Here is a 19801-nt window from a genome sequence, read left to right as displayed (position 1 = left end):
GGCAAGCGCACTCGGAGTGGAACCTGCGTTTCATCGGCGTCCGCGTCACCTGGTCCCGGGTCCCTTTGACCGGGGCCATTTGACGTCACATGTGGCGGAGCAGTTCCTCGATGATCTTGTAGATCACGACGGCGAGACTGATCCAGGGGGTAGCTGTCGCCACCCTCTCGTGCCACGTGCTGCGGCGCCCCTCCGGCTCTGTGGCCATGGGGCTCTTCCTCCTTCCCGGTGGTTCCACACGCGTTGTGGATACCGCGGCGATCCACATGGCGTGCGTCCGGGAGGTGGGCGATCGGGGCCAGGCCGGGCCGGTGTCAACTTGCGATGCGTGTGGCTGAACCTCCTTGCGAGGGACGAGGTGTGACGGTTCTTCAGACCGACATTGCGCCTCGAAGCCAGCGTATCCCCCGCGCGGGTGGGTGAACAGTACTAATTGCTTGACTGCATCACGGTGGGTCCGATTGGACACCTGCGAAGAGCTATATAGCATCTCGGAAGTTCCCGCGCTGCCGAATGGTCGCTCACCTGGGATGATCCATGAGTGCGCCGGGCGAATCTTCCGTTGGAGAGGTGTCGATGCGTAACCATCTAATCTGCTATGTTGCAACTTGTATGGTCCGGATGGGGGTGGGGTGGTCATGAGCGCGCCGAGCGCGGCACTCCAGCGGTTGCGGCTGCGTACGGAACTCCGCAAAGCGCGGACCAGTGCCGGGCTGACGCAGCGCCAGGTCGCGGAGAAGATGGAGTGGAGTCCCTCCAAGCTGATCCGGATCGAGGCGGGCGAGGTCGGCATCTCGGTCAACGACCTGCGCCCCCTGCTCGCCGCCTACGGCGTCACCGACCGGCGCCGTATCGACACGCTGCTCGATCTCGCCCGGGGCAGCCGGAAGATGCCGTTCTCCGAGTTCCGGGACATCTTCGGCAAGGAGTTCCAGCAGTACCTGGCCTTCGAGTCGTCCGCGTCGATCGTCCGGATGTTCAACTCCCTGCAGATTCCCGGCATTCTGCAGACGGAGGAGTACGGGCGGACCATCATGCGTGCCTACGACCGGACGGTCTCGGAGAGCACGCTCGACCGGTATGTCGAGGCGCGGCTCATGCGTCAGGAACTGCTCGTGGCCGACGAGGGCGCGCAGTGGTTCTTCATCCTCGACGAGTCGGTGATCCGCCGGCAGGTCGGCGGGCGCGGTGTCATGCGCAACCAACTGGACCGGCTGGCCGAGCTCGCGGCCCGGCCCCGGATCACCGTGATGATCCTTCCGTTCAGCGTCGGGGCGCACGCCGGTATGCAAGGACCCTTCACCCACTTCGAGTTCGAGACCGACGAGATGCCGGACTCGATGTATGTGGAGAATCCCCGCGGCGACTCCTCCACCAGCAGTGATCCCGAGGAGACGGGACGCATGCTGGAGCGGTTCTGGGAGTTGGAGGACCTGGCCATCAAGGACGACGTGCCCGAACTGCTGCACCGGCTGACGCAGCGGGTGGAGACGGGGAGCGACGACCTGAAGGCGCTGCTGGGGCCCGTCGACGAGCCCTCGAACGAATAACTCCGTTTGGCCGCACGGACGTTGGCGAGAAACGTCGCATTCATATTCGACCGGGGCACGGCTACTCTGGAAGAGGTGCTGCGTGTCCACACCCAGGTTGGAGGGGCGACGTGGGTGGCTCATGGTCGTGGCGCAAGAGCCGTGCGAGTGGGGGCGGAGGCGCTGAATGCGTGGAGGTCGCCTGGACCGGTGAGACGGTCCTGGTCCGCGACTCCCGCGATCCCCAGGGTGCGGTGGTGACCTTCGCTCCGCACGCCTGGGTGGAGTTCGTCCACTCCGTGACCCGTCCGGCCTCACCTCCGTCCGAGCCGAAGGCCCGCCCCTGAGTCAGGGGCGGGCCTTCGGCGTGCGGAGCCGTCACGGCCGCGTCGCGGTACGCCCGTGCCTGCCGAGCCCTACGGCCACCAGCACCGCCGCCCCCAGCGCGATCGCCGCGTCGATGCCGACGACCGTGTGGACCCCCGACATGAGGTCGTCCGAGGTGGTGGCGAGGACGCCCAGGAGGGGGATGCCGATGGTGATGCCCACCTGCTGGGTGGAGGTGACCAGGCCGGTGGCGAGGCCCTGTTCCTCGTCGGGGACGCCCGAGGTGACCGTGAGGCCGTAGGAGATGATCGCGCCCAGGTGGCACATGCTGGCCAGGGAGACGGCGGCCGTGGCCGGCCAGACCGACCAGGTGTGGGTGTTCAGGGCCAGGAGGGCCGCGGTCAGGGCCGCCTGGCCGGTGAGGGAGGCGATCAGGGTGCGGCGGGCGCCGACGCGGCCGATGACCTTCGGGGCGTAGACGCCGGCCACCGCCGAGAGGATGCCCTGGACGCCGAAGACCAGGCCCGTCTCGAAGGACGACAGGTGCAGGATCTCCTGGAGGTACAGGGTCAGGACGAAGACCACCGTCGACATCATCGAGAAGGTGACCAGGCCGCCCAGGTTGCCCCACGCCACCGTGCGGCGGCGCAGCATCGGGAGGGAGACCAGGGGCTGGGGCGTGCGGGACTCGATGTACGTGAAGGCCGTGAGGAGCAGGACGCCCGCGATCAGGGTCGTGATCACGTCGGGGCGTGCGAATCCGTGGTCCGCCGCTGTCGAGAGGGCGTAGATCAGGGACAGGAGTCCTGCGGTGACCGTGATCGCGCCGGGGACGTCCAGGCGCGGGCGGTCCGGGGTGCGGGACTCGGGGAGCAGGGCGGGGGCCAGCGGGAGGACCAGGACCGCGAACAGGGTCAGCAGGGCCATCGTCGAGCGCCAGCCGAACGCGTCGGTCAGGACACCTCCCGCCACCATGCCGACCGTGAAGCCGAGCGAGAGCAGGGTGCCGGAGATGCCGAGCGCGCGGTCGCGGGCCGGGCCCTCGGGGAACGTGGTGGTGAGCAGGCTCATGCCGGTGGGGACGATCGCCGCCGCGCCCAGGCCTTGCAGCGCCCGGCCCGTCAGGAACGATGCCGGGTCCCAGGCGAAGGTCGCGAGGAGTGAGGCCGCGCCGAACAGGGTCAGGCCGGTGAGGAACAGCCGGCGGCGGCCGTAGAGGTCGCCGATGCGGCCGAACAGGAGCAGGAAGCCGCCGGACGGGAGCGCGAACGCGGTGACCGCCCACTGGAGTCCGGACCGGCTCATGCCGAGGTCGGCGCCGAGGGTGGGCAGGGCCACGTTGAGGACGGAGAAGTCCAGGGCGACCATGAACTGGGCCGCGCAGAGGACGAAGAGGGTGAGCTTGTCGCGGGTCGAGAGGCGGGGTTCGCCGAGGGGTTCGTGGACGGGAGCGGTGGTGTCGGTCGCCATGTGTCGAGCTTCGGGCCGTCGGAATAGCCGTGGGGAGCCGCAAGTTGTGCTGGTGGTGGCACCACCAGGCAGCACGAGGGGGATGTGTACGTGGCTGAGGATGCCCTGAAGAGTCGTCGGCTGAGCGAACTGCGCGAGTTCCTGATGAGCCGCCGGGCCCGGGTCTCCCCGGCCGAGGCGGGGCTTCCCGACGGCGGGGCGCGGCGCCGTACGCCCGGGCTGCGGCGCGAAGAGGTCGCCGTGCTCGCGGGGGTGGGCGCGTCCTGGTACCAGTGGCTGGAGCAGGGGCGGGACATCTCCGTGTCGCCGCAGGTCCTCGACTCCGTCGCCCGGGTGCTGCGGCTCAGCAACGCCGAGCGCCGGCATCTGTACGCGCTGGCCGGGCTGAACCCGCCCGCGCCGGAGCCCGCCGCCGATCACGGCTGTGAGGGCATACGGCGGCTGATCGACGCGTGGATGCCGTTCCCGGCGCACATCATGGACCGGTACTACAACTGCGTGATGTACAACGAGGCGGCGGGCTGGGTGCTGGGCCTGCGGCCCGAGAACACCCAGAACTGTCTCGTCGACTTCTTCACCGACCCGCTCTACCGGGCGCGTTCGCAGAGCTGGGAGCGGAACGCGCGGACCGTCGTCGCGCAGTTCCGGGCGATGTGCGCGGACCGGCCCGATGACGAGGGGCTGCAGGCGGTGCTGGCCGAAGTGACCGCCGTGAGCCAGGAGTTCACGGAGTTGTGGGAGCGGCGGGACATCCTGGACGCGGGGGTGGTCCGCAAGGAGCTGGACCATCCGCTGGTCGGCCTGCTGTGCGTCGAGTCGACGGCGTTGCGGGTGCCGGCGCGGCCCGATCTCACGATCGTGCTGCACACGCCGCTGGACGAGGCGAACACCGTGGGGAAGCTGGAGTGGCTGGCCTCTCCGGAGGGGCGGCGCGGGGCGATGTACCCCGTGGCGGGATGAGGGCCCTTGTCGGTCCTCGTCCTGGTCCTTCGTATGCTCTGGTCATGACCGACAGCAGCGCGCTCGACCCCGAGGACCGCAAGATCGTCACCCTGGCCCGTTCGGCCCGGGCCCGCAACGGTGTGCCGGAGGGCGCGGCCGTGCGGGACGAGACGGGGCGGACGTATGTCGCCGGGACGGTCGACCTTTCCTCGCTGAAGCTGAGCGCGTTGCGGACGGCGGTGGCCATGGCGGTGGCTTCGGGGGCGAAGTCGCTGGAGGCGGCGGCGGTCGTCACGGAGGCGGAGTCCGTGGCCGCGGAGGATCTGGCGGCCGTACGGGATCTGGGTGGGGCGGGGACGCCGGTGCACGTGGCTGCGCCGGACGGGGTTGTCCGGCTGACGGTCGTTGCTGGCTGAGGTGGTGCTGGGGGCTGCGCCCCCAGACCCCCATCGGTCCTGAAGGGGCCTCGTCCTCAAACGCCGGACGGGCTGGATTGTGCCGACCGGTGCTTCAACAGTCCCCGTGTCCGGAAGTAACCCGTCCGGATTTCGCCCTTGCTCTCCCCCCGTCTCCCGCGCATCAATGGAACCGTAAGTTCCGACGGACCGTCAGATTCTCGCTCGCGTGGCGCACCGCACCGCGTTCGTGAGGGGTTTCCGAGGTGGTTGTCCGTCCGTCCCCACATGGCATTCCCAGACACGGGAAGGGAACCAGACCCATGAAAGGCAAGCTGAGAAGCAAGCGGATCGGTACCGGTGCGGCACTGGTGACGGGGGTCCTCGCGGCCGCCTCGCTGGCGTTCGCGCCCAGCGCGCTCGCCGTCACTCCCCAGACGGCGACGATCACCGCGGACTGCGGCATCTTCGGCGGAGGCGCGGCAACGCTCACCGCCACGCAGGACGGCACCGCGGCCACGGTCACCATCACCTCCTCCATCACGGCGCCGCTCGCCCTGTCGCAGGACTCCATCTCCTCCACCTTCACGTTCGAGAACGCGAGCGGTGGCACCACCGTCTTCAGCGGCACGAAGAACCCGGCCATGGCGACCGGCGACGCCGTCACCGTCGGTCCGCTCGACGGGACCGTGGCCTCCGGCGACAGCCTGGAGGCGTACGGCGGCTCGCTGCAGATGACGATCTTCGGGATCGCCGTCACGTGCACGGCCACCGGGCCGCAGTCACCGGGTCCGTTCGTGTTCGACTGAGAAGTCGGCCGAGGAATCGGCTGAGGAGTCGGCGAGGAGCCGACCGCCGAGTCGCCTGAGAATTCCCCCCACGGGCTCAACCGGGCCGTCGGTTCCCGCTGTTGGCGGGAGCTGACGGCCCATCAGTTTGTTTGGGTGTGTCCATTGACTTCTCACGCGATCCCCACATCAATGCCCCCTGTGGGCGCGGACGAGCCGCTGTGCCCACCGTCCTCAGGAGGGGGCACAGCCATGGCTACGACATTCCGAAGACGCCGTTGGGCGTCGTTGCTCGGGGTGACCGCGCTCGCGGTCGCCACGGGCGGTGCGCTGGCCTGTCCGGCCGGTGCGTCCACGAACGTGGACTTCGCCACGCACTGCATCCCGCCGGCGGTCGCGGGCATCCCGCCGATCGACGGCACCACGACCGCCGCGATCACGGTGGACAACACCGCGCCGAAGGTCGGCGACACCGTCACCGTGACCTACACGGTGGTCAAGCCGGCCGCCAGCAACCCCACCGCGATCGCGCTGCCGGCCGACATCATGACGCCCACCGGGAAGGTCACCCTCGGCGGTGCCCAGACCGGCAGCGTCACGGTGGCCGGGCCCAAGAAGAACGACCCGGTGCCCGGCAACGGCGCTTTCCCGTCGTTCTCCATGACCGGCACCTTCACGGTCACCACCCCGGGCGCGATCACCCTCTCGCCCGGCGACTACAACATCCACACCAGCTACATCCTGGAGCTGGACACCCCCTGCACGGTGACGAACCCGCCGGCGCCGGTCTCCGAGACCGTCACCGCGACCGCCACCGTGCCGGTCAACACCCGTGCGATCAGCCTGGGTTCGGCGTCCGGGAACGCCGGTGACAGCGTCACCGTGACCGGCAGCAACTTCACCCCGGGTGCCACCGTGACCCTGGCCGGGCGGTCCGGAACCGCCCAGACCGCGGACACGGCGACCGTCACGGCCAGCAGCAGCGGCACGATCAGTGGTTCGCTCGTCGTCAACGACAAGACGACCACCGGTGTCGTGGCCTACGAGGGCAGCGCGTGGAGTGCTGACCTCGGTGCCGGTCCCGCCGCCTACGTCGTCAACGACACCACGCCCGTTCCGCCGGGGAGTCAGAAGCTGACGACCACCGTCAAGGCGGGCACGTTGTCCATGGCGCAGGCCGGGGACGCCGTCGGTCTCTCCGCCGTCGACTTCGGCAAGGGCGGTGCCTCCACGGGCGCCCTCAACACGGTGACGGTCCAGGACTTCCGCGGCGGACCCGCGGGCTGGTCCCTGACCGGCAAGGTCACCGACTTCACCGGTCCCGGCGCCAAGATCGATGCCGGGGCGCTGAGTTGGACACCCGCCTGCGCCACCAAGGCGGGCAGCCCGAGCACCTGCGCGGCCGGTTCGGCGGGCACGGTGGGCAGTTCGGGAGCGACGCTCGCGTCCACGCCCGACGGCACCGTCACCGGCGGCCAGTTCACCGTCGACGCCGGACTCTCCCTGAACGTACCGGCGTTCACGCCTCCGGGCTCGTACTCCGGCGTGCTCACGCTGACGCTCACCTGACCGTCCGCCTCACCTCCGGTGGCCGGGCGCCCGCACCCGCCCGACCGCCACACACCACGTCCGTGGGGGTCCGCACCCATGCGCAAGCTGTACGTCCTCCTCCTGAGCCTCTGCCTCGGCCTCTGCTTCGGGATGCTCGCCGCACCCTCCACCTACGCGGCGGACAACGGCAGTTGGTCCGTCTACCCGGCCGCCTCGCAGGTCGCCGCGCGGCCCTACTTCTACCTCTCCGCCGACCCCGGCCAGACCATCCAGGACAAGGTGGTCGTCGCCAACAAGACGGCGAAGCCGCTGACTTTCCGGCTGTACGCGGCCGACGCCTACAACACCGCGCGTGACGGCGGGTTCGCCGTGCGGACCGTGACGGAGACGATGCGCGGGGTGGGGGCCTGGGCCAAGCCCGCCAAGTCGCGGGTAACTGTGCCCGCCCACAAGACAGTTACCGTTCCGTTCACCCTCCACGTGCCCGAAGGCGCCGAACCGGGCGACCACCCGGGCGCGTTGGTCGCCCTCGACGAACGCGTCGACAAGGGGGACGGCTCCCTCGCGCTCGGCGTGCAGCGGGCCGTCGGCGCCCGCGTCTACCTCCGGGTGAGCGGACCGACGCTGCCCGCACTCGCCGTCGAGCACGTCCACGTGTCCCATCACCAGCCACTGGTACCGGGGTTGGGGGACAGCGACGCGACGATCTCCTACACGCTGCACAACACCGGGAACGTCACCCTCGATCCGAAGGTGACGCTCAAGGCGCAGGGGTTGTTCGGCCGTACGTTGCTGACACGCGGACTGACCAGAATTCCGGCCGAGTTGCTGCCGGGGCAGAGCGTGAAGCTGAGTGAGCCGTGGAAGGGGTCGCCCCAACTCGACTGGGGCGACATCACGTTGACCGCGAGCGCGCCGGGCACGAAGCAGTCGGCGAGCGCGTCGTTCTTCGCGCTGCCGTGGCTCGCGGCGGCGCTGCTGCTCGCGGTCGGGTTCGTCGGGGGAGTGCTGGCGGTCAGAGCGCGTCGGGGCCGCGTTCGCCCGTCCGAACCCGTACGACCGTCTCGACCGGGATCGACCACACCTTCCCGTCCCCGATCTTCCCCGTCTGCGCGGCCTTGACGACCGCGTCGATCACGGCGTCCGAGTCCGCGTCGTCGACGACGACCTCGATCCGTACCTTCGGGACGAGGTCGACGCGGTACTCGGCGCCGCGGTACACCTCGGTGTGACCGCGCTGCCGGCCGTAGCCGCTGGCCTCGGTGACGGTCAGGCCGTGCACGCCGAGCTCCTGGAGCGCCGTCTTGACCTCGTCGAGGCGGTACGGCTTGACGATCGCGGTGATGAGCTTCATGCCTGGGTGCTGACCTTCTGAGCGGAGGAGGCGGAGGTGAGGGATGTGCCGACCGGGGCTCCGTGGCCCAGGACGCCGTGATCGTATGCGGTCTCGGCGTGCACCGTAAGGTCGAGACCCGTCTGCTCCTGCTCCTCACTCGCGCGCAGGCCCATCAGCCGGTCGAGCAGCTTGCCGATCCCGTACGTCACGAGGAACGCGTACGCCCCTACTGCGACCACGGCCACCAGCTGTTTGCCGAGCTGGGCGAGCCCCCCGCCGTAGAGGAGGCCGTCGGTGTCGCCGGTCAGCTCGGTGGTCGCGAAGACGCCGATCAGGAGGGTGCCGATGACGCCGCCGACCAGGTGGACACCGACGACGTCGAGGGAGTCGTCGTAGTTCAGCCTGAACTTCCAGCCGACCGCGTACGAGCAGACGGCACCGGCGGCCAGGCCGACGACCAGCGCGCCGAGGAGGGAGACCGAGCCGCAGGACGGGGTGATCGCGACCAGGCCGGCGACCGCGCCCGAGGCCGCGCCCAGGGTGGTGGGGTGGCCGTCGCGCTTCTGCTCCACGAAGAGCCAGCCGAGGAGGCCGGTGCAGCCGGCGGTGAGGGTGTTGAGGAAGGCCGCGGCGGCGAGGCCGTTGGCGCCGAGCGCGGAACCGGCGTTGAAGCCGAACCAGCCGAACCAGAGGAGGCCCGCGCCCAGCATCACCATGGGGAGGTTGTGCGGGCGCATGGCGTCTTTCTTGAAGCCGAGGCGCGGGCCGACCACCAGGCACAGGGCCAGGCCCGAGGCGCCGGACGTGATCTCCACGGGGAGGCCGCCGGCGAAGTCGAGGGCGCCGAGGTGCGCCGCGATCCAGCCGCCCGGGCCCCAGACCCAGTGCGCGACGGGAACGTATACGAGGAGCGCCCAGACGGGTACGAAGACCAGCCACGCCCCGAACCGGACCCGGTCCGCGACCGCGCCGCTGATCAGCGCGGCCGTGATGATCGCGAAGGTGAGCTGGAAGGTGGCGAAGAGGAGGGTGGGGACGGTGCCGTGGACGCTGTCGGGGCCCAGGTTGGCCATGCCGGCGTTCTTCAGGCCGCCGATGAGTCCGCCGCCGATGTCGTCGCCGAACGCGAGCGAATAACCTGCGGCCAGCCACACCACCGTGACCAGGGCGATCGACACGAAACTCATCATCAGCATGTTGAGGACGCTCTTCGTGCGGACCATGCCGCCGTAGAAGAGGGCCAGGCCAGGGGTCATCAGCAGGACGAGGGCGGTGGCGGCGAGCAGCCAGGCGGTGTCGCCGGTGTCTACGTGTGCTGCGGCTTCGGCGGCTTCGCTGACGGAGAGGGGCACGGTCGTCTCCAACGGTGTGGGGGCTCGTCAGAGGGTCACCGGCTCGGGTTTCCGGTTGTGCACAGGGGTGTTTCCATGACGTTTCATTGCGGCGGGGTTTCCGAAAGCTCACCGTGGTGGGCACGGGTGGACTGTTGTGCGGCGGGAGCTTGTGGATCAGGGACAATGGGCGCCATGAGCGTTCGTACCCCGTCATCCAAGCCGTCCGCGTCGTCGGAGGCTCCCCACCGCGCCGGCTTCGCCTGCTTCGTGGGCCGCCCCAACGCGGGCAAGTCCACCCTTACGAATGCTCTGGTCGGCCAGAAGGTGGCGATCACCGCCAACCAGCCGCAGACCACGCGGCACACGGTGCGCGGCATCGTCCACCGGCCGGACGCGCAGCTGATCCTGGTGGACACGCCTGGGCTGCACAAGCCGCGCACGCTGCTCGGGCAGCGGCTGAACGACATCGTCCGTACGACGTGGGCCGAGGTCGACGTCATCGGTTTCTGCCTCCCGGCGAACGAGAAGCTCGGCCCGGGTGACCGTTTCATCGCCAAGGAACTCGCGTCCATCAAGAAGACGCCGAAGATCGCGATCGTCACGAAGACCGACCTGGTCGACTCCAAGACGCTTGCCGAGCAGCTGATCGCCATCGACCAGCTGGGCAAGGAGCTGGGGTTCGAGTGGGCGGAGATCGTGCCGGTGTCGGCGGTCGCGGACCAGCAGGTGGATCTGCTGGCCGATCTGCTGATTCCGCTGCTGCCGGAGGGGCCGGCCCTCTACCCCGAGGGTGACCTCACCGATGAGCCCGAGCAGGTCATGATCGCGGAGTTGATCCGGGAGGCCGCGCTGGAGGGGGTTCGGGACGAACTGCCGCACTCCATCGCCGTCGTGGTCGAGGAGATGCTGCCTCGCGAGGACCGGCCCGCCGACAAGCCGCTCCTCGACATCCACGCCTTCGTCTACATCGAGCGGCCCAGCCAGAAGGGCATCATCATCGGGCCGAAGGGCGCGCGGCTGAAGCAGGTCGGTATCAAGTCGCGTAAGCAGATCGAGGCGTTGCTCGGTACGCCGGTCTTTCTCGACCTGCATGTGAAGGTCGCGAAGGATTGGCAGCGGGATCCTCGGCAGTTGCGGAAGTTGGGGTTCTAGGGGGGTAGTTGGGGGTTCTGCGACCTTTTCTCGCCCCCGCCGCCCCTACCCGTCCCATCCTTCTGGGGCTCCGCCCCAGGCCCCGCTCCTCAAACGCCGGAGGGGCTGAATTGTCGCCGGCCGGAGCTTGATCTTTCAGCTCGTCCGGCGTTTGAGGACGAGGCCCCTTCAGGGCCGATGGTGGACTGGGGTCATGTCCTGGAGGCCGATCACCCTCAGTAGTTGCAGGCGTTCGTACGACTCCGTGCCGGGGCGGGCCGTGTGGATGATCAGGAGGTGGTGGGCGTCCTGGTTCAGGAGGATTTCGCAGTCCAGCTCCATGAGGCCTACCAGGGGGTGGCGGAACCGCTTCGTGGACTGGCGCCGTACCGCCACCTCGTGTTCCTCCCACAGCCTCGCGAACTCCTCGCTGGACGACCGGAGTTCGGCCACCAGCGCGGCCGGCTCGGGGTCGTCGGGGCGGGCCGCGGCCACCGCGCGCAGGTTCGCCACGTGGGAGCGCGCGTGGTCCGGGACGTCCTCCGGGGGGAACATCTCCCGTGCCGTCGGGTTCAGGAAGAAACGGCGGAGCAGGTTGCGGTCCTGGGGCGGGCGGGCGAACACGTCGCCCGTCAGCGCCCGCGACATCGCGTTCTGGGCGATCATCTCGCCGCAGTCGCTCGACACGTGCGCCGGGGTGTCGTGCAGCCGGTCCAGGACCAGCAGGAGGCCCGGCTGAAGGTGCCCGGAGGCGCCCCGGCGCGGCGGCTCCTCGCCCGTCAGGTGGAACAGGTGGTCGCGCTCGTCCTCCGTGAGCCGTAGCGCCCGCGCCAGCGCCGTCAGCATCTGGCGGGACGGGTGCGGCCCGCGGGCCTGTTCCAGGCGCGTGTAGTAGTCCACGGACATACCGGTCAGCTGGGCCACCTCCTCGCGGCGCAGCCCGGGCGTACGGCGGCGGGGGCCGGACGTGAGGCCCACGTCGGCGGGGTCCAGGCGGGCCCGGCCGCGGCGCAGGAAGTCGGCGAGTTCGGCTCGGTTCACGCTTCCAGGGTGCGGCAGTCCGCCCGGCTTATCCAGGGAGTGCCGATCCCCTGATCGGAAGGTCTCTCCCGGTACCGGCCCGCCTGCCCAAAGCTGGTCGGAGACGAGAGGAGCACAACATGTTGACACTGGTGACAGGCTCGACAGGCCAGGTCGGACGCCGCTTCGTACCGAGGCTGCTGGCGCAGTCGAGGCCGGACGAGCGGGTGCGGGTGCTGGTACGGGACGCGGCCCGCGCCGAGCGCTTCGCCGACCTGGGCGCGGAGGTCGTACTCGGCGATCTGCGCGACGAGGACGCCCTCGGCAAGGCGGTTTCCGGCGTCGACGCGGTCGTGAACGTCGCCGCGTCCTTCCGCGGCGTACCGGACGAGGAGGCCTGGGCCGTCAACCACGAAGCGGCGGTAGCCCTCGGCCACGCCGCCCTGACCTCCGGCGTACGGCGCTTCGTCCAGGTCAGCACGGGGCTCGTGTACGGCACCGGGCGGGGCCGCCCCGTGACCGAGGAGGACGAGAGCCGCCCCGGCGGCCGTATGTGGGGCGCCTACCCCGACGCGAAGGCGACGGCGGAACGGGAACTCCTCGCGCTCGACGACATGGACGTACGAGTCGCCCGACTCCCCTTCGTCTACGGCGAGGGCGACCCCCACCTCGCCAACTCCCTCCAGTGGGCGGCACATTGGGCCTCGAACCAACGCCTCCACATGGGCCACCACGCGGACGTCGCCCAGGGCCTCCTCCGCATCCTCCACACCCCCGGAATCGCCGGCCGGATCTACAACATCGCCGACGACGCCCCGGTCACCGCGGTCGAACTCCACCTGCTCAACGGCGTCGAGATCCCCGCCGAACTCCACGAACACACCGACCCCGACCCGTGGTTGGGCATCATGTCCACCGAGCGCATCCGCCGCGAGCTGGGCTACCGCCCGCTGTTCCCGACGGCCTGGTCGGCACGGGACGCGGGCGTGCTCTGACCCACCTCAGTCCACCCCCCGAATCCGCCGCACCAACAACGCCCCCGCCATCCCGATCACCGCGGACACCAGATACAGCACCCGGTACCCGCCCAGATACGTGACGATCGGCGCCGCCAGCGCAGGCGCCGCCACCTGCGGCAACGCGTTCGCCACGTTGATGACTCCGAGGTCCTTGCCGCGGTCCAGGGCCTTGGGGAGGACGTCCGTCATCAGGGCGAAGTCGACCGACGTGAAGACGCCGAAGCCGATGCCCAGGACCGCCGCCGCGGTGATCGCACCCGGCCAGGTCTGCCAGCCCGCGAGGACCGCCGTCGCCACCGCCATCAGCACGCCGGACCAGATCACGAACGCCTTGCGGCGGCCGACGCGGTCCGACCAGACCCCGCCGACCACGACCGTGGCCAGGAGGGTCAGGCCGTTCACCGCCGTCAGGATCAGGACGCCCTGGTCGGGGTCGTGGTAGTGCAGGCGGTCACGCAGGTAATACAGCAGATACAGCAGCACCAGCGCGTTGCTCAGGTTGATCAGGAAGCGGGTCAGCCACGCCCAGCCCAGGTCGGGATAGCGGCGCGGGCTCAGCCAGAAGCCCCGCACGAAGCCCGGCCAGGACCACACCGGGCGTTCCGTGGGCGGGAGTTGGAGATCCTTGTAGCGGAGCACGTACGGCAGCACGCCCACCGCCGTGAACACCGCACACGCGACATAGCCCGCCCCGATGCCCCCGGCCGCCGTCGCCAGCCCCGTACCGCCCACCACGCCCAGGATCTGCGCGGCACCCAACCAGCCGCCCACAGAACCCCGTTGGAGGCGCGGGACGCGGTCGGGGACGGCCGCCGTGACCGCCGCGAAGGCCGCGTTCAGGGTGAGTTGGACCAGACACCAGCCCAGCGCCATCATCCAGACCCCGCCCGCACCCGCGAGCAGCAGCAACGACAGCGCCCCGCCCGCCGCCCCGCCCACGATCCACGGCGTACGGCGGCCCCACCGCGCCGTCGTACGGTCGGACAGCGCGCCGAAGAGCGGATTGGCGACCAGGGACACCAGCGCGCCCGCGCCCGTCACCCACGCCAGCATCGACTCCTTCGACATGCCGGTGCCCGGCGCGAAGTCCTTGGCCTGCGAGGCCAGCAGGATCTGCAGGGGGCCGTACCAGCCCACCCAGATCGCCCCGTTGGCGAGCGAGAGCGCGGACGTCCAGCCCCGGCCCACGCGTTCGACGGGTTCGGCCAGGGCGAGCGCCGAAGTGGCCGTGGCGGGAGCCGGGTTGCCGTCGTCCACTGAACTCCCCGTCGTCGTCATCTCTGCGCCCGCAGCATGCCCTGGAACCAGCCGTACGACGCCTTCGGAGTGCGCGCCAGTGTGTCGTAGTCCACGTGTACGAGGCCGAAGCGGCGCTCGTAGCCCTCCGCCCACTCGAAGTTGTCGAGGAGCGACCACACGAAGTAGCCACGTACGTCCACGCCCGCCTCCAACGCCCCGTGCAGCGCCCGGACATGGCCGTCGAGGTAGGCGATCCGGTCCTGGTCGTCGATGCCGTCGTAGGAGCAGCCGTTCTCGGTGATGACGACGGGCGGGAGGCGGTCGCCGTAGCGGTCGCGGAAGGTGGTGAGGAGTTCGGTGAGGCCCTCGGGGACCACCGGCCAGCCGAAGTCCGTCACCGGGACACCCTCGATCTCCCGTACCGAGAAGGGGAGTTCGGCGGGGAGCGTCAGGCCGCCGAACTCGATCTCCGCGCCCTGGGGTGCCCCGACCCGGCTCGGCGCGTAGTAGTTGATCCCGTACCAGTCGATCGGCTCGGCGATCACCTTCAGGTCGGACTCGACGTCGCCCGGCATCAACTCGCCCAGTCCGGAGGGGTATTCACCGAGCAGGAGGGGGTCTGCGAACAGGCGGTTGAGGAGGAGGTCGTAGAAGTTCGCCGCCTCGACGTCCTCCGGTTCCTGGGACGCCGGCCAGGTCGGGCCGTGGGAGTTGGCGATCCCGATGTCGGTCGCTCCGGCCGCGCGCAGGGCCCGTACCGCCAGCCCGTGGGCCAGGAGTTGGTGGTGGGCGACCGGGAGCGCGTCGAACAGGAGCGTCTTGCCGGGGGCGTGGGCGCCCAGTGCGTGGCCCAACAGGGTGTGTTCCGCAGGCTCGTTGAGGGTGATCCACTTCTTCACCCGGTCGCCCAGCCTCTCCGCCACCACCGACACGTACTCCGCGAAGTGGGCGGCCGTGTCCCGGTCCAACCAGTCCCGCGTCACCGGGAGATCCCAGTGGAACAGGGTCGGGACCGGGCGTACGCCCGCCGCGCACAGGTCGTCGACGAGGCGGTCGTAGAAGTCGAGGCCGCCGGGGGAGTTCACCCGCGGCCAGGAGATCGAGAAGCGGTACGCGTCCACGCCCAGGTCGGCCAGGAGGGCCACGTCCTCGCGGTGGCGGTGGTAGTGGTCGCAGGCCACCGCCGCCGTCGAGCCGTCCTTGATCCGGCCCGGCTCGGCCTCGAACCGGTCCCAGACGGACGGTTCGCGTGCGTCCGCAGCGCCCTCGATCTGATGGGCCGAAGTCGAGACGCCCCAGAGGAATCCGGCCGGGAACCGAGGTATCGGGTTGCCTGCATCAATCGCCATGCGCCGGATCATCGGTACCGGCGGTAACGGGTGTCAACGGGCGGGCGTGAACAAGCAGTTACGCCCCCTCTTTCAACACCCTTGAGATCAGGGTCCGTTGCTCTTCCGTAAGCCGGGGGTCGGCTGTGTACACGGTCTTCCCGTCCACGGTGATCTCGTAGTGGAAGCCGTCCGGGACCCCCGGTTCAGGCGTGCGCTGACCGGCGGCTACCGCCTGCTCGGCCAGCGCGTGCCACTCGTGGGCGTCGGGCCGCGTCGAGGTGTCGACCTCGCCGCGGCGCTGGATACCGCCGAAACCACCCGTGCGCCGTACCTGAATACGCATGTGCCCTGTCTAGTACGGATACGGGCCCGGCGCGACTACGACGTCGGCACCCCGACCTGCTCCCATGCCTTCGTCACGGCCTGCAACTCCTCGCCGCCGTCCCCGAACCGGGTCTTCGCGGCGGCCACCGTGAGCTTCGCGAAGTCCGCGAACAGGGCGTCCTTCTTCAGCTCGCCGCCGGTCAGGACGTCGTACCAGATCTGGCCCGCCTTCTCCCAGGCGTGCCCGCCGATCGCGTCGGCGACCAGGTAGAAGGCGTGGTTGGGGATGCCGGAGTTGATGTGCACGCCGCCGTTGTCGCTGCCGGTGTTGACGAAGTCGTCCATCGTCGCGGGCTGCGGGTCCTTGCCGAGGGCGTCGTCGTCGTAGGCCGTGCCCGGGGCCTTCATGGAGCGCAGGGCGACGCCCGAGACGCGCGGGGCGAGCAGGCCCGCGCCGATCAGCCAGTCGGCGTCGGCGGCGGTCTGGCCGAGCGTGTACTGCTTGATGAGCGAGCCGAAGACGTCCGAGATCGACTCGTTCAGGGCGCCGGACTGGCCGAAGTAGGTCAGGTTCGCGGTGTACTGCGTGACGCCGTGGGTGAGTTCGTGGCCGATGACGTCGACCGGGATGGTGAAGTCGAGGAACAGCTCGCCGTCGCCGTCGCCGAACACCATCTGCTCGCCGTTCCAGAACGCGTTGTCGTACTTCACGTCGTAGTGGACGGACGCGTTGAGCGGCAGGCCCTGGCCGTCGATGGAGTGCCGGTTGAAGGCGTTGAGGTACAGCTCGAAGGTGGCGCCGAGCCCGGCGAAGGCGCGGTTGACGGTGGCGTCCTTGCCGGGGTCGGAGCCCTCGGCGCGCACCTTCTTCCCCGGCAGGTCCTGCTTGTGCTTAGCGTCGTAGATCGTGCGCTGCGGCTTGTCGGACGCGACCGGCGCGGCGATCGACGGGGCGCCGATGACCGTGGTCAGCCGGCGGTGGGTGCGCTCATAGGCGTCGCGCTCCAGGGTCTCGCGGGCGGGACCGGCGAGCGCGGGGTCCTCGTGCTGGGCGAGCTTGTCGAGGACATGCGGTGGGACGATCGTGCAGAAGACGGGCTCGAAGCCCCCGTGAGTCGTCATGGTCGGCACCTTGGCACTGAGTGATGCGGATGTCACTACCGGCAACCATGATTGGTGGAAAACGCGGACATTCATCACAGTCTCGTAGCGGAGAGTGGTATACGACGGCGAATATCCCGCATAGTGATACGGCCCCCCGCACGGCGTACGTCTCGGCTAGTCTGCTGAACATCATGCGTATCGGGCTGCTTCTCCTTAGCTGCCGCGGCGAGGGCCTGTAGTCGTAGGCCGACCCCCTCCCCGCGGAGTCTGGCGTTGCGCCGTCGGCCGTCCTTCAGGACACCACGAGGAGCCCCCGCATCATGGCAAGCAGCCGCGTCAATCGCCAGCAGCCCAGTTCCATGCCGATCCACAAGTACGGCCAGTACGAGCAGGTCGACATCCCCGACCGCACCTGGCCCCAGCAGCGGATCACCACAGCCCCCCGCTGGCTCTCCACGGACCTGCGCGACGGCAACCAGGCCCTGATCGACCCCATGTCACCGGCGCGCAAGCGCGCGATGTTCGACCTGCTGGTCAAGATGGGCTACAAGGAGATCGAGGTCGGCTTCCCGGCCTCCGGCCAGACCGACTTCGACTTCGTGCGCTCGATCATCGAGGAAGAGGGCGCGATCCCGGACGACGTCACGATCTCCGTGCTGACGCAGGCCCGCGAGGACCTGATCGAGCGCACCGTGGAGTCCCTGAAGGGCGCCAGGCGCGCGACCCTGCACCTCTACAACGCGACCGCGCCCGTCTTCCGCCGCGTGGTCTTCCGCGGTTCCAAGGACGACATCAAGCAGATCGCCGTCGACGGCACCCGCCTGGTGATGAAGTACGCCGACGTACTGCTGGGCCCCGAGACCGAGTTCGGCTACCAGTACAGCCCCGAGATCTTCACGGACACCGAGCTGGACTTCGCGCTGGAGGTCTGCGAGGCGGTCATGGACGTCTGGCAGCCCGGCCCGGACCGCGAGATCATCCTCAACCTGCCTGCCACCGTTGAGCGTTCGACCCCCTCGACCCACGCGGACCGCTTCGAGTGGATGGGCCGCCACCTGTCCCGCCGCGAGCACGTGGTGCTGTCGATCCACCCGCACAACGACCGCGGTACGGCCGTCGCCGCCGCCGAGCTGGCGCTGATGGCCGGTGCCGACCGCGTCGAGGGCTGCCTGTTCGGACAGGGCGAGCGCACCGGCAACGTCGACCTGGTCACCCTGGGCATGAACCTCTTCTCCCAGGGCGTCGACCCGCAGATCGACTTCTCGAACATCGACGAGATCCGTCGTACGTGGGAGTACTGCAACCAGATGGAGGTCCACCCGCGCCACCCGTACGTGGGCGACCTGGTCTACACGTCCTTCTCCGGCTCCCACCAGGACGCCATCAAGAAGGGCTTCGACGCGATGGAGGCCGACGCGGCCGCCAAGGGTGTCACGGTCGACGACATCGAGTGGGCGGTCCCGTACCTGCCGATCGACCCGAAGGACGTCGGCCGTTCCTACGAGGCCGTCATCCGGGTCAACTCGCAGTCGGGCAAGGGCGGTATCGCGTACGTCCTGAAGAACGACCACAAGCTGGACCTGCCGCGCCGGATGCAGATCGAGTTCTCCAAGCTCATTCAGGCCAAGACGGACGCCGAGGGCGGCGAGGTCACCCCGAAGCAGATCTGGGCGACCTTCGAGGACGAGTACCTGCCGAACCCGGACAACGCCTGGGGCCGTATCCAGGTGAAGAACGGCCAGTCGACCACCGACACCGACGGCGTGGACACGCTCAAGGTGGAGGCCACCGTCGACGGCGTCGACACCGTCCTGACCGGTTCCGGCAACGGCCCGATCTCCGCGTTCTTCGACGCCCTGGGCTCCGTCGGCATCGACGTACGGCTCCTGGACTACCAGGAGCACACGATGAGCGAGGGAGCCTCCGCGCAGGCCGCCTCGTACATCGAATGCGCGATCGACGACAAGATCCTGTGGGGAATCGGCATTGACGCGAATACGACACGTGCGTCCCTGAAGGCGGTCGTCTCGGCCGTCAACCGCGCTACCCGCTGAACCATCCTGACCGGCGGTTTACCCGTCGCTCAAGGGCCCCGTACGCCGGTCTCCGGCGGCCGGGGCCCCGTCGTTTCCCGGCCAATCCGTGTGCAGGTCACGGAGAGGTCTCGTCCGGGGTACTGACTCCGGCTCGACAATGTGGCTAACATCACGCCAGCGCGGCGATGTTGCCGCGGCGTTACGGAGGTGCGACGTGCTGCCTGAACGGGGACGAGACGGCCGAGTGGTCCATGAGGGCCGAGCGGCGCGCGTGCTGGGCATCCGTACCGCGTGGACCAGCGTCGGGGACGGCGAGTTCTTCTGCCCAGGATGCGGGGGCGACCGCAACTACCAGCGGCTCACCGGGCGCCGCCGCTTCACCCTGCTCGGCATGCCGGTGCTGCCGCGCGGCGACACCGGTCCGGTCGTCGAGTGCGCGGCCTGCCAAGGCCACTACGGCACCGACGTCCTCGACCACCCCACCACGAGCCGCTTCTCCGCCATGCTCCGCGACGCCGTCCACACGGTCGCCCTCGCGGTCCTCGCGGCGGGCGGCAGCTGCGCCCGTACGTCCCTGGAGGCCGCCGCGGGCACCGTGCGGGCCGCCGGCTTCCAGGAGTGCACGGAGGAACAGCTCGGCGCCCTCGTCGAGGCGCTGGCCGCCGACACGGGCCGCGTCTTCGGTGAACCCAGCGGAGCGGGCCTCGCCATAGAACTCCACGAGGCGCTGGATCCCCTGGCCCCGCACCTCGCCCCCGCCGGCCGCGAATCGATCCTCCTCCAGGGCGCCCGCATCGCCCTCGCGGATGGCCCCTACACCCCGGCGGAACGCGACGCCCTCGCGACGGTGGGCGCGGCGCTCACCATCTGCTCGGACGACGTGACACGGCTGCTGGCGGCGGCGCGTACGCCGTCGTAGGCGGAC

Annotated in this window: 20 protein-coding genes; 11 read left to right on the top strand and 9 right to left on the bottom strand. The window is 69.7% G+C overall.

The features are described 5' to 3' along the window. Nucleotides 1-85 precede the first annotated feature (85 nt). Nucleotides 86-208 (bottom strand): hypothetical protein, encoded by a 123-nt coding sequence (locus tag R2B38_RS12180; protein WP_318016254.1) that lies wholly within the window; start codon nt 206-208, stop codon nt 86-88. Between the two features lie 430 nt (nt 209-638). Between R2B38_RS12180 and R2B38_RS12175 the strand changes: the two genes are divergently transcribed. Then, on the top strand, nt 639-1550 hold the full coding sequence (locus tag R2B38_RS12175; RefSeq protein WP_318016253.1) for a helix-turn-helix transcriptional regulator: 912 nt from the start codon (nt 639-641) through the stop codon (nt 1548-1550). 110 nt (nt 1551-1660) lie between these two features. Further along, a complete protein-coding gene (locus tag R2B38_RS12170) occupies nt 1661-1876 on the top strand; it encodes a DUF397 domain-containing protein (RefSeq protein WP_318016252.1) in 216 nt (71 codons plus the stop codon). Nucleotides 1877-1907: 31 nt separating this feature from the next. On the opposite strand, the gene R2B38_RS12165 is transcribed toward R2B38_RS12170, so the two are convergent. After that, nucleotides 1908-3326 (bottom strand): MFS transporter, encoded by a 1419-nt coding sequence (locus R2B38_RS12165; protein ID WP_318016251.1) that lies wholly within the window; start codon nt 3324-3326, stop codon nt 1908-1910. Between the two features lie 144 nt (nt 3327-3470). On the opposite strand from R2B38_RS12165, the gene R2B38_RS12160 reads away from it, so the two are divergent. The 5 genes from R2B38_RS12160 to R2B38_RS12140 all read left to right on the top strand — a co-directional run bounded on the left by R2B38_RS12160 (nt 3471) and on the right by R2B38_RS12140 (nt 8124). Then, nucleotides 3471-4286 carry a helix-turn-helix transcriptional regulator gene (locus tag R2B38_RS12160; RefSeq protein WP_318021655.1) on the top strand — a complete coding sequence of 272 codons (816 nt, stop codon included), beginning with the start codon at nt 3471-3473 and terminating at the stop codon, nt 4284-4286. 44 nt (nt 4287-4330) lie between these two features. After that, nucleotides 4331-4684, top strand: coding sequence for a cytidine deaminase (locus R2B38_RS12155; protein WP_318016250.1), 354 nt, complete (start codon nt 4331-4333; stop codon nt 4682-4684). A 302-nt stretch (nt 4685-4986) separates the two neighbouring features. After that, the gene (locus R2B38_RS12150; RefSeq protein ID WP_033285965.1) at nt 4987-5472 is read left to right on the top strand and encodes a hypothetical protein; all 486 of its coding nucleotides are present in this window, start codon (nt 4987-4989) and stop codon (nt 5470-5472) included. A gap of 231 nt (nt 5473-5703) precedes the next feature. Further along, a complete protein-coding gene (locus R2B38_RS12145) occupies nt 5704-7020 on the top strand; it encodes a beta-xylosidase (protein WP_318016249.1) in 1317 nt (438 codons plus the stop codon). A 78-nt stretch (nt 7021-7098) separates the two neighbouring features. After that, entirely contained in the window at nt 7099-8124 is a 1026-nt protein-coding gene (locus tag R2B38_RS12140; RefSeq protein ID WP_318016248.1) for a WxL protein peptidoglycan domain-containing protein, read from the top strand. Here R2B38_RS12140 and R2B38_RS12135 read toward each other — a convergent pair. Together R2B38_RS12135 and R2B38_RS12130 are read right to left on the bottom strand one after the other, a co-directional pair. Then, the gene (locus tag R2B38_RS12135; RefSeq protein ID WP_033285968.1) at nt 8018-8356 is read right to left on the bottom strand and encodes a P-II family nitrogen regulator; all 339 of its coding nucleotides are present in this window, start codon (nt 8354-8356) and stop codon (nt 8018-8020) included. The two genes, R2B38_RS12140 and R2B38_RS12135, sit on opposite strands and share 107 nt — an antisense overlap. Continuing rightward, nucleotides 8353-9690: an ammonium transporter gene (locus R2B38_RS12130; RefSeq protein ID WP_318016247.1), complete on the bottom strand. Its 1338-nt coding sequence runs from the start codon at nt 9688-9690 to the stop codon at nt 8353-8355. The genes R2B38_RS12135 and R2B38_RS12130 overlap by 4 nt, the downstream gene beginning before the upstream one ends. 165 nt (nt 9691-9855) lie before the next feature. Here R2B38_RS12130 and era point away from each other — a divergent pair, with 165 nt between their 5' ends. Beyond that, the gene (gene era / locus R2B38_RS12125; protein ID WP_266768517.1) at nt 9856-10824 is read left to right on the top strand and encodes a GTPase Era; all 969 of its coding nucleotides are present in this window, start codon (nt 9856-9858) and stop codon (nt 10822-10824) included. A 168-nt stretch (nt 10825-10992) separates the two neighbouring features. On the opposite strand, the gene R2B38_RS12120 is transcribed toward era, so the two are convergent. Then, nucleotides 10993-11844 carry a helix-turn-helix transcriptional regulator gene (locus R2B38_RS12120; protein WP_318016246.1) on the bottom strand — a complete coding sequence of 284 codons (852 nt, stop codon included), beginning with the start codon at nt 11842-11844 and terminating at the stop codon, nt 10993-10995. A gap of 119 nt (nt 11845-11963) precedes the next feature. On the opposite strand from R2B38_RS12120, the gene R2B38_RS12115 reads away from it, so the two are divergent. After that, a complete protein-coding gene (locus tag R2B38_RS12115; protein ID WP_318016245.1) occupies nt 11964-12818 on the top strand; it encodes an NAD-dependent epimerase/dehydratase family protein in 855 nt (284 codons plus the stop codon). A 6-nt stretch (nt 12819-12824) separates the two neighbouring features. Here the strand turns inward: R2B38_RS12115 and R2B38_RS12110 are convergent, their stop codons facing one another. Genes R2B38_RS12110 through R2B38_RS12095 form a run of 4 tightly spaced genes read right to left on the bottom strand, consistent with a single transcriptional unit; the run spans nt 12825 to nt 16858 of the window. Beyond that, a complete protein-coding gene (locus R2B38_RS12110; RefSeq protein ID WP_318016244.1) occupies nt 12825-14099 on the bottom strand; it encodes an MFS transporter in 1275 nt (424 codons plus the stop codon). A 17-nt stretch (nt 14100-14116) separates the two neighbouring features. Then, on the bottom strand, nt 14117-15442 hold the full coding sequence (locus R2B38_RS12105) for a GH1 family beta-glucosidase (protein WP_318016243.1): 1326 nt from the start codon (nt 15440-15442) through the stop codon (nt 14117-14119). Between the two features lie 46 nt (nt 15443-15488). Beyond that, nucleotides 15489-15755, bottom strand: coding sequence for a protealysin inhibitor emfourin (locus R2B38_RS12100; RefSeq protein ID WP_318016242.1), 267 nt, complete (start codon nt 15753-15755; stop codon nt 15489-15491). 35 nt (nt 15756-15790) lie between these two features. Then, complete coding sequence (locus tag R2B38_RS12095; protein WP_318016241.1) at nt 15791-16858, bottom strand: M4 family metallopeptidase; 1068 nt, start codon at nt 16856-16858, stop codon at nt 15791-15793. Between the two features lie 302 nt (nt 16859-17160). Here R2B38_RS12095 and leuA point away from each other — a divergent pair, with 302 nt between their 5' ends. Together leuA and R2B38_RS12085 are read left to right on the top strand one after the other, a co-directional pair. Further along, nucleotides 17161-18894, top strand: a complete 1734-nt coding sequence (leuA, locus tag R2B38_RS12090; RefSeq protein ID WP_318016240.1) for a 2-isopropylmalate synthase — start codon at nt 17161-17163, stop codon at nt 18892-18894. Nucleotides 18895-19090: 196 nt separating this feature from the next. Further along, entirely contained in the window at nt 19091-19795 is a 705-nt protein-coding gene (locus R2B38_RS12085) for a TerB family tellurite resistance protein (RefSeq protein WP_033285974.1), read from the top strand. Nucleotides 19796-19801 lie beyond the last annotated feature (6 nt).

Origin of the sequence: Streptomyces sp. N50, assembly GCF_033335955.1 — a bacterium.
In the GTDB taxonomy this organism is placed as follows: domain Bacteria; phylum Actinomycetota; class Actinomycetes; order Streptomycetales; family Streptomycetaceae; genus Streptomyces.
Note: the sequence above shows the minus strand (reverse complement) of the source record. Positions and strands in the feature narration are given on the sequence as shown.